Origin of the sequence: Paragemmobacter kunshanensis, assembly GCF_011059185.1 — a bacterium.
In the GTDB taxonomy this organism is placed as follows: Bacteria; Pseudomonadota; Alphaproteobacteria; order Rhodobacterales; family Rhodobacteraceae; genus Paragemmobacter; species Paragemmobacter kunshanensis.
The window spans coordinates 68,163-84,097 of sequence record NZ_JAALFE010000015.1 but is presented as its reverse complement, the minus strand read 5'-3'; the positions used below and the strand labels follow the sequence as shown (position 1 = coordinate 84,097).

At 62.2% G+C, this 15,935-nt stretch carries 13 protein-coding genes; 7 read left to right on the top strand and 6 right to left on the bottom strand.

Translation table 11 applies throughout. The annotated features are described in order from the left end of the window. The first annotated feature begins 2 nt into the window (after positions 1-2). Complete coding sequence (locus tag G5V65_RS15140; protein ID WP_165051663.1) at positions 3-827, top strand: tyrosine-protein kinase family protein; 825 nt, start codon at positions 3-5, stop codon at positions 825-827. Between the two features lie 34 nt (positions 828-861). Here G5V65_RS15140 and G5V65_RS15135 read toward each other — a convergent pair whose 3' ends face one another. Further along, positions 862-2,022 (bottom strand): glycosyltransferase, encoded by a 1,161-nt coding sequence (locus tag G5V65_RS15135; protein ID WP_165051661.1) that lies wholly within the window; start codon positions 2,020-2,022, stop codon positions 862-864. Positions 2,023-2,276: 254 nt separating this feature from the next. Here G5V65_RS15135 and G5V65_RS15130 point away from each other — a divergent pair, with 254 nt between their 5' ends. Genes G5V65_RS15130 through G5V65_RS15120 form a run of 3 tightly spaced genes read left to right on the top strand, consistent with a single transcriptional unit; the run spans position 2,277 to position 5,434 of the window. Further along, complete coding sequence (locus tag G5V65_RS15130) at positions 2,277-3,530, top strand: glycosyltransferase (RefSeq protein ID WP_206526815.1); 1,254 nt, start codon at positions 2,277-2,279, stop codon at positions 3,528-3,530. Beyond that, positions 3,527-4,504, top strand: coding sequence for a polysaccharide deacetylase family protein (locus G5V65_RS15125; RefSeq protein WP_165051659.1), 978 nt, complete (start codon positions 3,527-3,529; stop codon positions 4,502-4,504). Before G5V65_RS15130 ends, G5V65_RS15125 begins: the two co-directional genes overlap by 4 nt. Before the next feature lie 12 nt (positions 4,505-4,516). Beyond that, a complete protein-coding gene (locus tag G5V65_RS15120) occupies positions 4,517-5,434 on the top strand; it encodes an NAD-dependent epimerase/dehydratase family protein (RefSeq protein ID WP_165051656.1) in 918 nt (305 codons plus the stop codon). Between the two features lie 6 nt (positions 5,435-5,440). Here the strand turns inward: G5V65_RS15120 and G5V65_RS15115 are convergent, their stop codons facing one another. Continuing rightward, complete coding sequence (locus G5V65_RS15115; protein WP_165051654.1) at positions 5,441-6,364, bottom strand: hypothetical protein; 924 nt, start codon at positions 6,362-6,364, stop codon at positions 5,441-5,443. A 201-nt stretch (positions 6,365-6,565) separates the two neighbouring features. Between G5V65_RS15115 and G5V65_RS15110 the strand changes: the two genes are divergently transcribed. Continuing rightward, on the top strand, positions 6,566-7,450 hold the full coding sequence (locus G5V65_RS15110; protein ID WP_165051653.1) for a class I SAM-dependent methyltransferase: 885 nt from the start codon (positions 6,566-6,568) through the stop codon (positions 7,448-7,450). Here G5V65_RS15110 and G5V65_RS15105 read toward each other — a convergent pair. From G5V65_RS15105 to G5V65_RS15095, 3 genes are all read right to left on the bottom strand, one after another. Then, positions 7,447-8,298 carry a glycosyltransferase family 2 protein gene (locus G5V65_RS15105; RefSeq protein ID WP_343162854.1) on the bottom strand — a complete coding sequence of 284 codons (852 nt, stop codon included), beginning with the start codon at positions 8,296-8,298 and terminating at the stop codon, positions 7,447-7,449. The genes G5V65_RS15110 and G5V65_RS15105 overlap by 4 nt on opposite strands. Positions 8,299-8,374: 76 nt before the next feature. After that, positions 8,375-9,358: a glycosyltransferase family 2 protein gene (locus G5V65_RS15100; protein WP_165051741.1), complete on the bottom strand. Its 984-nt coding sequence runs from the start codon at positions 9,356-9,358 to the stop codon at positions 8,375-8,377. Positions 9,359-9,366: 8 nt separating this feature from the next. Further along, positions 9,367-10,350: a glycosyltransferase family 2 protein gene (locus G5V65_RS15095; RefSeq protein ID WP_165051651.1), complete on the bottom strand. Its 984-nt coding sequence runs from the start codon at positions 10,348-10,350 to the stop codon at positions 9,367-9,369. 304 nt (positions 10,351-10,654) lie between these two features. Between G5V65_RS15095 and G5V65_RS15090 the strand changes: the two genes are divergently transcribed. Further along, entirely contained in the window at positions 10,655-12,199 is a 1,545-nt protein-coding gene (locus G5V65_RS15090) for a hypothetical protein (protein ID WP_165051649.1), read from the top strand. A 26-nt stretch (positions 12,200-12,225) separates the two neighbouring features. Here the strand turns inward: G5V65_RS15090 and G5V65_RS15085 are convergent, their stop codons facing one another. Then, positions 12,226-14,022 (bottom strand): ATP-binding cassette domain-containing protein, encoded by a 1,797-nt coding sequence (locus tag G5V65_RS15085; RefSeq protein ID WP_165051647.1) that lies wholly within the window; start codon positions 14,020-14,022, stop codon positions 12,226-12,228. Positions 14,023-14,360: 338 nt separating this feature from the next. Between G5V65_RS15085 and G5V65_RS15080 the strand changes: the two genes are divergently transcribed. Further along, the gene (locus G5V65_RS15080) at positions 14,361-15,848 is read left to right on the top strand and encodes a UbiA family prenyltransferase (RefSeq protein ID WP_165051644.1); all 1,488 of its coding nucleotides are present in this window, start codon (positions 14,361-14,363) and stop codon (positions 15,846-15,848) included. Positions 15,849-15,935 lie beyond the last annotated feature (87 nt).

Genomic DNA, 15,935 nt, shown 5'->3' with positions numbered 1-15,935 from the left:
CCATGGAGCGTATCCAGACCGCAATCGCCAAGGGACGTGCCGCGCGCCAGCAACTGGCGACGATCCAGCCTGCCAAACTGCCCGTTGCCAAGGATGACGGTCGTGTCACGGCGGCCTGGGCAACATTGGGCGAGGCGCCGTTCAACCGCCAGGTCTTTGAAGAGGCGCGCATCGTCGCGCATGTGCCCGGCCCGGCCGCCACGGCCTTTGACCTGGTCCGCACGAACATGATGCGCCACCTGCGCGAAAACTCATGGACAAGGGTTGCCATCACCTCGCCCAGCGGTGGGTGCGGCAAGTCGACGACCTGCCTGAACCTTGCCTTCAGCCTGGCGCGGCAGACAGAACTCAGGATCGTGGTGCTGGATCTGGACCTGCGCCGTCCCAACATCATGCGGGCGCTGGGTCTGAACCGCGCGCCCCATCTGCCGGATGTCCTTTCCGGAGAAGAGCCGCCGGAACATGGGCTGGTGCGGATCGGCGCGAATCTGGCATTCGGGGTCAATACGAAGGCGGTCGCGAATTCGGCAGAGATCCTGTCTTCGACGCAGACGGGCGCGGCCATTGACGCCATCGAGGAGCGCTATCGTCCGGATGTGATGCTTTTCGACATGCCGCCGGTTCTGGTGACCGATGACACGCTTTCCTTCCTCGATCAGGTCGATTGCGCGCTGATGGTTGCTGCCAGCGAGCAAAGCACCGTGGCCGAGATCGACAGGGCGGGCAAGGAACTGGCCGATCACACGGCGGTTCTGGGCGTCGTGCTGAACAAGTGCCGCTACATGGACGAAGGCGAGGGCTACGGCTACGACTACAGCCCGCGTTGATCAGGGGCGCCGTCACCGGGCATGCGACGATACCTCAGCTGCGGGCGGCAACACGTTTCAGATGGGCCATCCTGCCCGTGAACTCGGTCTGGAAGTCATGCGCGCGGGCAAAAGCTGCTGCCGCCACGGCCGCTTGGGCGATGTCCTGACGGGGCAGGGTCGCGATGCGATCGGCCAAGGCGCCGATATCGGCTACGGGAACATGCCAACCGCCCCTGCTTGCCTCGCAGAGGGGTTGCCACATCTCGTTCGCGTAGCCGACGATCGGCAGACCGCAGCCCATGCTTTCGATATAGGTGCAGGATGGATCGCCCTGGCGGTGACAGCTGAGGAAGATGTCCGGGATCTGGCGCTGCCAGGGCACCAGTTCGCTTGCGAAATCGACATTGCCATGCAGGCGGACATGATCCGAAAGCCCCAGCGCCGAGATCTGCTCGCGCATGGTTGCGGACAGGATGCCGTCTCCGAAAATGTCCAGTTCGAATGCGAAACCTCGGCCATGAAGACGTTTTGCAAGGGGAACAAGATCCTGCGTGCCCTTCATCGGATCGAGGCGGCCTGAATAGACGATCCGAAGAGGCTTTCCCTGTGCGAGACGCTCCAGCCTGCCGTTCAATTCCGTATCGGTGACGAACCGGTCCGGCGTCATCCGATTGTCGAGATAGAGATGCATGTCCGACGTCAGATGGGCATAGGCCCGGGCGCAGGGATAGCCGTTGGATTGAATGGCCGCCGCCGCCTGAAAGGCACGCTTGCGCCGCCGCTCCTGCTGTTCCAGCCAGAGGCGGCGGCGAAGCCTGCGCAGGGGATTGCGCGCTGTTTCGAGGGCAAGAATGTCGAGGCGCGTCCGATGCGAGTATTCGACGGTATAGACCACGGGGGTCCGGCCCTGCGCGGCAATCATGAGAGTTTCGTGCATGTCGGCAGATGCAAAGACAAGATCATGATCCCTGCCCGCATCAATCGGCAAGTCCGCGCCCGGGGAGAGGGTCACAAGTCCCCAGGGTAGATCAGAGCGCCTCATCTCAACCGGAAAGGCGATCCGCTCGGCACCTTCCCAGAGGATGCAGTCCATCCGCCCGTTCCATTCGGCCGCCTGGGCTGCCATGCCTTCGGCGAACTTCACGTCAAGCAGAACGACATCACCGCGAACAATGACGGGTGCCGGGGCAATCATCAGGAGGCTGGGCATCATGGGTCTTTCAGTTTGCAGCAGCTCGCGCCACATGCGTTTACCTGAATGAACGATGGGGGAATAGCCAGGTTTTGATTGGGGAAGGCCCGCCCCGTTCTTGCCTGTCAGATGCCCGGGAGTGCGCCTCCTGCGCCACATATTTACCAAGGTTATCGTGTTCAGAGGCCTGGCCCTCTGCCGTTCCTGCGGTGAGGAATGCTAACACAAGTTAAATTCGTCCTGGCCGCTCTGGTCGGCGGGAGATGGAGCCTGACGTGCTGGATGCGACAGACCGTGCTTTGGACAGCACCACCCACCTGCGGGATCTGAAGGTTGCCTATCTGGTCAACCAGTATCCCAAGGTAAGCCATACCTTCATCCGCCGGGAAATTCTGGCCCTGGAGCGGATGGGGGTGACGGTTAGGCGTTTCGCCATCCGGGGTTGGGATGCCGAGGTTGTGGATCCTCTGGATCAGGAAGAGCGCACCAAGACCCGTTTCGTGCTGAAGGACGGGCTCGGCGGGTTGGCAAAGGCTGTCTTGCGGACATTTCTTCGACAGCCGGGCGCCGCCTTCCGGGCGCTGAAGGCCGCACTTGCGATGTCGCGCCGATCTGTCCGCCCGTGGCCCTATCATGTGATCTGGTTCGCGCATGCCTGCCAGTTGCGCCTGTGGCTGGAGGCAGAGGGGGTAACCCATCTGCATGCGCATTTCGGAACCAACTCTGCCGATGTGGCCCATCTTCTGCATCTGCTGGGAGGGCCGGGATACAGCTTTACCGTGCATGGCGCGGATGAATCCGACAACGCGCGCGCGCTCTCGTTTCCGCGCAAGACGGCGGCGGCGCGTTTCGTGGTTACGGTCAGCAGCTATACGCGCGCCCAGTTGATGCGTGTTCTGCCGGCTGCCGACTGGCCGAAGCTGAAGGTGGTTCACTGTGGCCTGGACGAGGGGTTCTTCGCAAAAGAGCCCGCCCCGTTCCCTGCAAGCCCCGTATTGCTTTGCATCGGGCGGCTTTGTGCCGAGAAGGGCCACCTGACGCTGCTCGATGCCTTTGCCCGACTGGGCCGCCCCGATGTCAGGCTGGTCTTTGCCGGGGACGGCGAATTCCGCGATCTGATCGACACGCGGATCCGGGCGCTTGGTCTGGGCGCGCAGGTGCATGTGACGGGCTGGATCGGCAGCGACGAAGTCCGCCGGCTGATCACCGAGGCGACAGTGGTCGTGCAGCCCAGCCTGATGGAAGGGCTGCCCGTCGTGCTGATGGAGGCAATGGCCCAGGGGCGGCCCGTCATTTCGACATTCGTGGCCGGGATACCGGAACTGGTCGAAGCGGGCCGGACGGGCTGGCTGGTGCCGACCGGAGATGTCGAGAGCCTGTCGAAGGCGCTTGTCGAGGCCCTCGATTGCCCGGTGGAAAAGCTTGCCGCCATGGGCCGGGCGGGCATGGTGCGCGCGCGGGAGCGGCATCATGTCGATACCGAGGCCGCGCGACTTGCCGCCCTGTTCGTGGGGGGAGGGGCGCCTTGAGCGGCCTGAAGCAGGCGGCAAGGGCCGTTCTTGCGTTTGGTCCGGTGCGCCGGGTCATCCAGAGGCGTGCGCTGTCGGGCGATCCCTTGACCGTCCTTTGCTACCATACGATCGGCCCGGACAGGGGCGGACCGGATGCATGGACCGTGCTTCGTGCGACGGATCTTCAGGCCCATCTGGAGATGATTGCCGAAGACTATGATATCGTGCCGCTGGCGACGGCGGTTCACGATCAGCCTGGGCGACCGGGCAGCAGGCGCCCGCGTGTCGTTCTGACCTTTGATGATGGCGAGGCCGGGCTGTTTCGCCATCTGTTGCCCATGCTGGATGACCTGCGTGTTCCGGTCACCGTATATGTGGCCACTGCCCAGATCGAAACCGGGCGGGCCTACTGGTTTGACCGGATCATGGGCGCATTGGGCGAGGGTGCGCGAAGCGTGGATGTCAAGGGCCTGGGGCACTGGGATATTCCGGCCCGGCCCGGCAACACGCGCTGGGCCGTCTTGGGCGATCTGCTAGAGGCGATGAAGCGCGTGGATCCCGCAACGCGTGAAGAGATGGCGGATGCCATCCTGTCCGTGCATCCCTTGCCGGATGGGCGCGCACCGATGGGGCCCATGACCCTGACGGAGTTGCAGGCCCTTGCGGCGAGTCCCTGGGTGATGATCGGGGCGCATAGCCATTGTCACAATCTGCTGGACCAGATCCCCGTTGCAGAGGCGCGCGCCAGCATGGCGCGATCCGCCGAATTGCTGCGCGAATGGACGGGGCAGGAGATCGCGCATTTTGCCTGGCCAAATGGCAATCATTCCGCCGCCTTGCGGGATGCGGCACGCGAGATCGGGTTTGAAACGGCTGTGGCGCTGGATGGCGGCCTCTGGCGGGCGGGGGATGACCGATTTGCCATCCCGCGGGTCGGCGTCGGACGGCATGACGATGCCGCGCGCCTGCGGTTGCGGATGATGGGCTTCTGAAGGGAAAAGAGAATGGCAAGATACCTCATCACGGGTGGATGCGGCTTTGTCGGATCGCACCTTGCGGACGCCCTGCTGCTGCGTGGCGATGACGTGGTCGTGCTGGATAACATGTCGACCGGAAAGCGGGGCAATCTTGATGCGTCGGTCCGCGTCGTCGAGGGGGATGTCTCTGATCCGGATGCGGTATCCGGCGCGATCAAGGGATGCGTCGGGGTGTTCCATCTGGCCGGGATCGCATCGGTTGCCTATTGCAACGAACATTGGCGAGAGGGGCATCTGACCAATCAGACCGGATCCGTGACGGTTTTCGAGGCAGCCGCGCGGGCCGGACATATCCCCGTCGTCTATACGTCATCGGCGGCGGTCTATGGTGATGCGGGCGCGGGTCCGATTGCGGAAACACGGCCGACACGTCCGATGACAGCCTATGGGGCGGACAAGCTTGGATCGGAGCTGCACGGAAGCATCGCGCATGGGGTGCATGGGCTTTCGACGGTGGGCTTCCGGCCGTTCAACATCTACGGGCCGCGGCAAGACCCTTCCTCGGCCTATTCGGGGGTGATTTCGATCTTCAATGATCGCATTGGCCGCGGCCTGCCAGTGACGGTCTTCGGGGACGGGATGCAGACAAGGGACTTTGTCTTTGTTGCGGATGTCGTGTCCTTTCTCCTGGCCGGAATGGCCCATGCGGATGCGGCTGCGGGGCAGGTGTTCAACATCTGCACGGGACGGACGACCACCCTTCTGGACCTGATCGGAATTTTGGGCCGCCTGCACGGGATCACGCCGGAGGTTCGGCATGGCGAGGCACGTGTCGGCGATATCCGCGATTCACTCGGCGATCCCGCGCGGGCAGCATCCCTGCTGGGCGCAAGCGCGCATGTCCCGCTTGAGAAGGGCTTGTCCATCCTGCTGGGGCGGGACTGAGCGCCTTCAGGTCGGGGGAACGCCGGTCCTGTTGTAGCTGGTCGCGATCTCCCAGGCGATCTGCTTGAAATAGCGTGCCTGGGCAGCGCTGAGGCGATCGTCCGGTACGGCAAGGCGATCAGGCAGTTCGCGTGGATTGCGTTGATAGATCACGGCATAGACCAGCGTGGTGATGGCATACTGGCCGATATGGTTGAGGTGGATGTCATCCGCGAAGATTTCCCCAATCGAGGAAAGCCCGGGTGCCTTGCCTGCTTCGATGTCATCATAAATCCGCATGAGCATCCGATGACCGGGGATCATGTAGATGGGCGGCATGCCCTCGGGCCGGTTGGAATTGGCGTGATCCTGAATGCGTTCCCAGCGGGCGCCGTCGATATCCAGGCGTTCACGAAAGGGAATGTCCGCCTCCTGATCATATTCGGGCGGTGTTCCGGAATGCTGCCACCAGATCCATGACGTGTAGAGCATCACCTCGGCACCCTTGCCGCCATTGCCCTCTTTCCAGGCATGGTCGACCCAGCGGTCGATCCAGTCCAGCGTATCGGCCTTGAAGTAATCCTCCCGGACCTGCAGGGGCACGCTTTCGGTGATCACCAGAAGTTCGAACTCGTCGATGTTCTGTCGGGCGTCCGGATAGGCCGTCGGGTTGTTCCAGCGCCAATGCATCGGCGCCCCGGGAATGGCGGAATTGAAGATGGTATCATGGGGCCGTGATCCGCGCTGCGTTTCGGTGGCAAGGATGAGCCGTCCTGGCCAGGGATTGGCCATATAGGTATCCGACAAGCTGTGGCCGCTATGGATCTGCCTGACCGTCAGGGGACTTGCTTCACGAGGCGGAAGTGGTTCCTGCGCCAGGGCCGGACCGGACGACAGGGCAAGGACACTGAACAGCGCGGCGGCAATTCCACCGTACAGACGGGATGTCATCAGGCAATTCTCCGAAATACAATTGCACAAGCGGCCAATTCGGGAACTTAACTCTTGTTGCGCGCCCGGTCGGTGACCATCTTAACTAAGGTTTATATCCCGACCGTGAACGTCAACCCCCCGGACCAGGGATGGGACGCATTTATCGCTGGTGCAGGGACAGCATGGATACGGGCTTTGTTTCTGCATTCGGATGGTTGAATGGAACTGACTGCGCAGACTGAAGGGCGGGTAAGGCAAGCCCTGAGAGAGCATGATCCGCTTTCAGTTGCGCGCTACATGGCGACCCTTCAACTGGGCGGACCGGAGCCGCCTGGCACAGAGAAGATCAATGCCCTTGCGCGGTCGATGGGGTGGATCGAGCCTGCTGGACAAAGGCTGACGTCCGAGGGATGGGCTGCAGCGGATTCCTTTCGGGAATACATGTTCTGGCGCGAGCGGGACCGCGAACTGCCGTTCGCCAAGGCCGCGCCGGATATCGTTTCGCAGTTGCTCAGCGGGCGGTCGGTCCTGGAGATCGGCAGTGGCAGCGGGATAAACCTGATGTCCCTGGCGCGGTTGGGAACTGCGGCCATCGGGATTGAACCGATCGAAGCCTATCGTCAGATGGGGGCCATCTTCGCCGAGGTTGAAGGATTGGAGTCCATCCGCGCCGTAGCCGGAGCGGCAGAGCGCATCCCGTTCGAAAGTGACAAGTTCGACACGGTTCTTTGCGTGTCCTCACATCAGTATTTCGACATCCAGCCCGCCCTGCAGGAGATCTACCGCGTTCTCAGGCCCGGAGGCGAGGTGCTTCTCATATCCGGGTCGTGGAGCAGGTTTCTTTTCGGGCAGGCGCACAGCCTGATGGGCGGCGCCGGATCGGCCAAGGGCTATGTCATTACCATCGTGAACACCGCCGCCTACATGCTGCTGGGACGCCGTCTGATCTTTCGGCGCAAGAAGGTTTCGACGTCCTATCCCGTCTATCCGTCACGCCGCGCGATGCGGAGTCTGTTGCAGAAGGCCGGGTTTGATCTGGCCGTTCCGCCGCAGCCGCTTGACGGAGAAGTGTTCTTTCGTGCGCGCAAACCGGTTCGGAGCTAGCGGCCGCGCGTCCATTCGCCTGTCTTGCGGCGCAGGCGGACCGCCACATGGACGGAAAGATAGACCGCAAGTCCCAAGGGATCCGTCATGGCAAGGCGCGCGAGGATCGCCCTGGTGATCGGTGCCTTCGCTTCGTTCTTCAGCAGGCCCGGATAGAGGCGCGCGATTTCCGCCACGCCGGCATCCTGCCTGCGCCTGACCCGGACGAGGTTGCCGAAACCCTCGACCATCGGCCAGTGATACCTTGCGCTGACCTCGATACGCTCGGCCGGGAGGAAATTCAGGCGGGCGAAGGTATCGTCCGAGATGATGCGCGGCCAGGCATCCCAGCGCGCGCGCCCCGCCCGGTTCATGGCAAAGAAGCCGGCGCCGACGGCCCCGCCCTGAACGAATGGCAGGCGCACCCAGATACGGGCGTAGATGCGCGTGATCGCCGTTGCGGCCTTCGCGACATGCAGCGTGCCTGTCGCGTAAAGGGGAACTTCATGGTCAAGAACGCCCACGATCTCTGCCAGAAGGGTGGGGTCGCATGTCACATCGGCGTCCAGATAGGCAATGACCCGGCCTTCTGCGGCGGCTTCTGCGGCGGCGAGGGCCCCAAGCTTGCCGCCTTCGGCAAGGTTCAGCACCTTGAGGCGATGTCCAAGATCGGCAAAGGATCGGGCAAAGCCGAGGGCCTTCTCGACGGTGGCATCCGTGCAGGCATTCGCCGCGACGATGACTTCAAATCCGCCTGCCATGGGAAACACCTGGGCCAGCAGCGATTGAAGACAGGTGCCGATATAGGCTTCCTCGTTGCGCGCTGCGATCAGGATGCTGATCGCAGGCGGGGCTGTCTGGTCCATCATTCATCCGCCCTCTGACGGCCGGCAATGGCGCCCCCGGTCCGGGCCTGATCGGCGCTTTTGGGGAAGACAGGCCTTTTCACTTGTACTCCATCAATCCGGCGGGTCGGTGGATCAAGCGCCGCATCCAGTATTCTGCCACACCTATCGCTTCGGGGATCTTGCCCAGAGTCAGAAAGAAGGCCCGCGTCATACCGAAGCGCGGCGAAAGCCGGATGACCTGCAGGGGCCATGCAAGCAGAAGAAACAGCGAGTACGGGGTCAACACTGTTCCCGCGACCGCGATCAGCGGCAAAAGCCCGCCCCACACAATCGCACGCCGGGTTTCGGCCATGAAGTGGCGTTCAGGCGGGGCGCCATGCAGGGCTGCCCCTTCGGCGAAGGCGTGACCGCCGCGCCGCATCCTTTTCCACCACTGCGCGAAACGCGTCATTGCGGCGTCATGCCTTGTCATCTCTGCATCAAGGCGCCAGATCTCCCATCCGGCAGCCCGGAGGCGAACGCAGAGTTCCGGTTCTTCACCGGCAATCAGGCCCGGATTGAACCCGCCGACCGCTGCAAAGGCCGCGCTGCGCATCATCACGTCGCCGCCGCAGGCAAGCGCCTTGCCGACGGGCGTGTTCCATTCCTCATCGCAAAGGCGGTTCCAGACGGAGGCTTCGGGAAACTTCTCCCGACGGCGACCACAGACCGCGCCGACCTGCGGGTTGACGTCAAGGAAGGAGGCGGCGGTTTCGATCCAGCCGGGCGCAAGGGCGCAATCGCCATCAATGAACTGCACATAATCCGGGCGATGGTCGGCAAGGGCGGCGAATCCTGTGTTCCTTGCGCGGGCGGCCGTGAAGGGCCTGGTCATGTCGAGTTCGATGACAATCGCCCCGGCTGCCTGTGCCGCTGCCACGGATCCGTCTGTCGAGCCGGAGTCCACATAGATGACGGGTGCAACTTCGGCCGGGATCGCGGCAAGCGCATCCAGCAGGCGGCGTCCTTCGTTTCGACCGATCAGCACGGCCGCGATGCGCGGCGGCGGGTTGGGGATCTTGATCGGATCGGCCTGCGACATCGGCAGACTCAGGATCTGTCCGTCCGGGCGGTGCCGCTCACAAGCGGCACCAGCACGAAACGGCGAAAGTCGGCAGCGAAGTTGCGGGGATTTTGGGACGGTTTTCCGCGAAGGCGGCTGAGCAGGTTCCCGATGATCGTTCCCGACCAACGGGCCAGCCAGATCCGGATCGCGCCCGCGCGACCATGCTGCTTTACATAGTAGTGTCGCCAACTGTCGAACCAGTAGGCAGGCATCGGGGGGCGATCGAGGTTGGCCGTGCTTACGCCTGTCGAGGCCCCGGCAACGTGAATGATCTTTGCGTCAGCCAGATGCCAGACCTGCCATCCACGCTTCTTGAGCCGATGCATCAGATCGACTTCCTCGAAATAGAGAAAGTAATCCGGATCGAAGAAACCGATCTCTCGGACAGCATCCAGCCTGACCATCATGGAAGCACCCGAGACCCAGTCCACCTCGCGGGTTTCCATGCCGGGGGGAAAGGCGACGAGGTGTTCCTTGCACAGGCGCGTGACCGGGCCGAAGCTGACGCTGGCTTCGAATTCGGATATCGCGCCCGGGAAACGGAAGGCGCAGACCACCGGTTCGAGTGTCGTTTCGTGCAGGATGCTGCTGCCGACGACGGCAGCCTTCGGATGCGCATCAAGGAAGGCGGCGAGTTCTGCCACGGCATTGGTGACAAGGCGCGCATCGGGGTTGAGGAGGTAGACCTTGTCAGGCGGGTTCTGGCGTTCGGCAAGTTTTCGCAGAACCACATTGTTGCCCCGTCCGAAGCCGTGGTTTTCGGATTCCAGGTGAAGGAAGACGGTATCCGGCCAGCGCTTCGCCGTTTCCATGAAGATGGCGGCATCGTTGCCCGGCGAAGCGTTGTCGACAAGGTGGATTTCGACGCCAAGTCCGTCTGCCGCGCGATCCAGCACACTGTCGACAGCGGCGATGGCCATGTCTGCCGTGCCGTAGTTCACGATGACAACGGCAATGTCCGTGCGCATCGAAAAAATTCCTTTCACAAAATCCGCCCGAAGATTGCCGGGCCGCAGGCACAAGCCAATCCGGCAAGGGAACTGCCGGGAATCGCTGGCGCAGATGACGTCGGCATCAGGAAATTTGCAAATGTTAAGATGAATCCGGGCCCCTCATGTTGCGGATGCAGCAACATGATCCCTTTCTGGCCTTCACCGTTTCCAGACAATGCATGGCTGCACCGATGGAGCGAGCAGGGTGGACGGGGGCCAGCCTTTGATGCGATGATGGAAATGTTCGTTAAAATTGCCAGATGGCAGGTCGACCAGCCCGATGCCCAATGCCTTTGCCTTTGCCGTCCTGTTCAGTTGGCCGGTGGTCGTCTACCTGCTGTTTCGCAGGCTGCCGTTCCACGAGGCGATCATCTGGTCGATCCTTGGGGGCTATCTGCTTCTGCCGACACGCGCAGGATTTGACCTTCCGGCGGTTCCTCCCATCGACAAGCAGAGCCTGACATCTCTCAGTGTCGTGCTGATGGTCGTTCTTGGGGTGGGAGCCGCGGCGACGGGAAGGGCACGGTTCAATGGCGTTGCCGATGCCCTTGGCCTGAAGATGCCAATTCCAATCGCCGTGCTGATGCTGGTGATGCTGACATCGCCTTTCATCACGGTCTTCACCAACCCCGAAGTCCTGCAATACGGGCCGCTGATCCTGCCGGCGCTGCGGCCCTATGATGCCATCTCGATCATCGGGGGGTTCGTCTTCGGCCTGCTGCCCTTCCTGCTAGCACAAAGGCACTTTGCAACGGTGGAAAGTCATGTGGTGCTGCTCAAGGCACTGGTGCTGGCCATGCTCATCTATTCCCTTCCGACGCTGTTCGAGATCAGGATGAGCCCGCAGTTGAATGTGACCTTCTACGGATTCTTCCCGCACCAGTTCCTGCAGCACATGCGCGATGGCGGCTTTCGTCCCGTTGTCTTCCTTCTGCACGGGCTCTGGCTTGCAATCATCTTTGCCATGGCCGTGACGGCGGCGCTCGCCCTGTGGAAGCACCGGTTGTTCGAGGGCAAGCGCGCCGGTCACTGGATCTTTGCCGCGCTTTATCTTCTCATTGTGCTGGCGCTTTCCAACAGCCTTGGCGCCCTGGTCATTGCGGTCATGATCATTCCGGTGGCGGTTCTGCTGGGGACGCGGGGACAGGTGCTGGTCGCGGCAGTTCTCGCGGGGGCCGTGCTTGTGTATCCGATCCTGCGGGGCGCACAGATCGTGCCGGTGGATGACATCCTGTCACTTGCGGAATCGGTCAGCGCAGAGCGGGCCGCCTCGCTGGAATTCCGGTTGCGAAACGAGGATGCGCTTTCCGAACGTGCCGCCGAGAAGCCCTGGGGTGGCTGGGGGTCGTGGGGGCGCAATCTCATCTTCGATCCGGAGACCGGCCAGGACCAGAGCATTGTCGATGGCGCATGGATCCTTCTGATCGGGACTTATGGTTGGCTGGGCTATCTGGCGCAGTTCGGCTTGATGACCTTGCCCATCCTCCTGATCGCGCTTGGCAGAAGAAAGGTGCCGATCGCACCGGCGACGGCGGGCCTTGCGCTGGTGATGGTCGTCAATCTTGTCGATCTGATCCCGAATGCGACGATGGGCCCTGTCACCTGGCTGATCAGTGGTGCCTTGGCGGGTTTCTACGCGCGCCGCGACGTGCCAGACGCTGACGTATCAGCCCAGACCGGCCAGTCGCGACCCAAGAGAAACTGGGGCATGGTCTCTGATCGCGGGACACCAGCGATGGACCCGCCCAGGCCTGCCGCTGGTGATCCGGGCGGCTGGATGCAGAAGAGCGGGCGAAAGGGCCGAAGCAAGCGGCAGGCCGGGTAGAACCGGCCAGGCCCGAAAAGGGGACATCACTCCCCGACGGCCATGTTCCGGAAGGTTTCGTTGCCGGAGACCAGTTCGTAATAGGTGCCCTGGGCGGCGATGCGGCCTTTTTCCATCAGGAAGATCTGGTCGCAGTCCTTTACCGTGGTCAGGCGATGCGCGATCAGGATGATGGTCGTATCCGCCCGGATGTTCTGCACGGCCTCCATCACCACCCGTTCGGTGATGTTGTCGAGGGCGCTTGTCGCTTCGTCCATGATCAGCAGAGACGGCTTGCGGTACAGGGCGCGGGCGATGCCGATGCGCTGTCGCTGGCCGCCGGAAAGACGGACGCCACGCTCGCCGACCATGGTTGCATAACCCTGGGGCAGTTCGGCGATCACGAAATCATGCAAGGCCGCAGCGCGGGCTGCATGTTCGACGGCCGACATGTCGATCTGGTCTTTTGGAATGCCGAAAGCGATGTTCGCCGCAATCGTATCGTCGGTCAGGTAGATGGACTGTGGCACATAGCCGATGCTCTTTTGCCAGAGCACCATGTTCTCGTCCGTCAGCTTGATGCCATCGGCGCGGATTTCGCCTGAATCGGGCGACAGAAGCCCGAGGATCAGGTCGACAAGCGTGGTCTTTCCCGCCCCGGTTCCGCCGACAAGGCCGACTGTCGTTCGCGCCGGAATATTCATGTCCAACCTGTCCAGCGCGGTTCTTTCTGCCTTGGCATAGCGGAAAGAGACTTTTGACAGTTCCAGCCCTTGATCCAGTTTCAGCGCAGGCGCATCGGCCCCTGCCTGGCGATCAAAGCGGGGGGCGGCGACGTAGTCGGCAACGATCGCGTCGAGAACTGCCTTCCCGCCCCTGATCGTGGCAAGGCCATGGTATATCTGCTGCAATGCAGGAAGCAGCCGCATGACGGAAAAGGCAAAGATGCCCAGCGTCGGGACGATCCCGGCGATATCGCCATCATTGCGCACAAGCAGGACAAGCACGAGGCCAAGCAAGGAACCGAAGGTAATCGACTCGAGGAGGAAGCGGGGAAGCTCTGACATGATCCCGACCCGCATCAGAGCCCGGGCGCAACTGTTGGCGGCCTTTTCGAACTGGGTCGTATAGCTGTTCTCAAGCCCCATCAGCTTGACATCCTTGATCCCGCCCGTCGCCTCCTGTGCGATGCGAAAACGCTGGGCGAGCGCGGCGAGCATTTCTTCCCCGCTGCGATGCAGCTTGCCGCGCAGACGCAGGTAGATCAGGGCATAGCTGCCACCGAGGACCGTCCCGGACAGCAGGGTGACCGCGGGGTCGACAATGAGAAGAAAGCTCATCGTGCCAATGACAAGGAAAGTATTGGCTGTAAGGCGCAGCAGAGGCGTGAGGACGCGGGAGACCAGGCCATCGACTTCGGTCAGGACATTCTTGCCGATCTCGGCGCTGTTGCGATCCAGGAACCATGCATAGGGCTGGGAAAGATAGGCGCCCAGAAGCCGGCGCGAAATCGCGGCCCCGCGACGGAAGGAATAGGTCAGGATGGCATAGGTGCCCGCCGCCTTGATCATGAGGCCGCCGACAACGATTCCCGTCACGATCAGCGCAAGGGTAAGCTGGAACTGGAAATCGCTTTCAAAACCGAACCAGGCATGGATCGCGGACAGGGTGCGATTCTGGTCAACCACTCCGGGATCGGCCAGCACCTGCAAAAGCAGCAGAACCGAGGAAACGCCGGCAACCTCGACCAAGGCGACACAGATAAGGACCAGCGTCAGCAGCCAGAAACGCTTTCGTTCCCTCTCCGTGAGAAGCAGGAAGACTTTGCGGAAGACGTCGATCACTCGGGGCACTCCATGCCAATCGCATTCAACTTGATTAACCATTTTGGCAAAGGAAAGGCCACAGTGGCGCTTCGCCGTGGCATGACCTGTGCGTGATCCAGAGGTTGTGCCTGCCTTCGTTGCGCGGGCCGCCGAAACCGGGCGACCTTTGGGCCGAACTGGCATGTCTGGCGTCATATCGCGTGGTTTGGCCGAAACCGTGCTTGAAAATGAAGCTTTTTCGCCACCGCATCGACCAAGGGGCCGGATGTGGCGCGCGTGAGTTAATAATTGTTATCACAAGGCCGTGTGCGTGCTAAAGGCGGGCGGTCAAATGTGGTTTCGGAGCGGCAGGTGTAATGAAGAATGACGACACGGCGGTCCGGCCAAGGGCGGAACCTGCAGTCGGTGGGGATGTGGGTGCCCCGGTTCTGGTTGTCGATCTTGATGGAACCCTGAGCCGCACGGACACGCTGCACGAAAGCCTGGTCAATCTGGTCACCAGAAGGCCCGCACATATCCCGGGCGTCATTGCAGCCTTGCTTCAGGGCAAGGCAGCCTTCAAGCGCAAGGTTGCGCAGCTTCATGTCACGCCGGGGCAGGGGCTTTCCTATGATCCGACCGTGCTGGAGATCTTGCAGGATGCCCGCCAGGAAGGCCGCCGGACGGCACTTGTATCGGCATCCGAACAGAGACAGGTAGACGCCGTCGCAGACCATCTGGGGCTGTTCGACGACGCATATGGAACCGGAGAGGCGTCAGGGGGGCGCAATCTTGGCGGGGAGGCCAAGGCAGAGTTTCTGGTTCGGCGCTATGGTCAGAAGGGCTTTGACTATGTCGGCGACGCCCGGACGGATCTGTCCGTCTGGTCGGCCGCCCGCATCGCGGTGACGCTGGGCGCGGGAGGCGCCTTGCGGCAGGCGGCAGAGGCGGCCAATCCGAACGTTCTGCATCTTTCGCCGTCGAATGGCCTGGACCGGATGCGCGCGTTGATGAAGGCCCTGCGACCGCATCAATGGTCGAAGAATGTGCTGATCTTCCTGCCCATGCTGGCAGCCCATGATGTAACAGCCCTGCCCGCGGCCCTTGCAGCCTTTGTGGCATTCTGCCTGACGGCTTCGAGTGTCTATCTGATCAATGATCTTGTGGATCTTCAGGCGGATCGGACGCATCCCCGCAAGCGGGCGCGGCCTTTCGCTTCGGGTGCCTTGCCGATTTCCCTTGGCGTGGTGCTGGCCCCTGTTCTTGTCGTGCTGGCGGTGCTGATCGCGCTGATCTGGACGCCACCCGTGTTTCTGGCGAGTCTGCTTGCCTATTACCTTGTCACCTTCGCCTATTCCTTCTGGTTGAAGCGGAAGGCACTGGTGGATGTGCTGACACTGGCCGGTCTTTACACCGCGCGGATTGTCGCCGGGGCAGCGGCATCCGGCGTCGGGCTTTCGCCATGGATGCTCGGGTTTTCGATGTTCCTGTTCCTGGCCCTGGCTGCCGTGAAGCGTCAGGCCGAACTTGTGCAGCAGGCCCCCGGAACAAAACCAGCGGCACGGGGCTACGAAGCCGGAGACCTGCCCTTGCTGCGCGAGATCGCTCTGGTTTCGGGCTTTTCCGCGGTTGTGGTGTTTGCCTTGTATATCAGCAGCGAGGATGTTCTCCGGCTTTACAGCATGCCCGAGATGCTCTGGCTGATCTGTCCGCTGTTGCTGTACTGGATCGGACGAATGGTCCTGATGACGCACCGCGGCTGGATGGCGGATGATCCGATCGTGTTTGCCGCCCGCGACTGGCCAAGCTGGCTGGTTGTCCTGCTGAGCGTGGGGATCGTGATCGGTGCAGGGGTCTGGTCATGAGGGTTCAGGTCCAGCTCCAACAGCCAAGCCTGCCGATTGGGGCGCAGTTTCCCGTCGATGGTTCGGATTGGGCCATGCGGCCGTCAT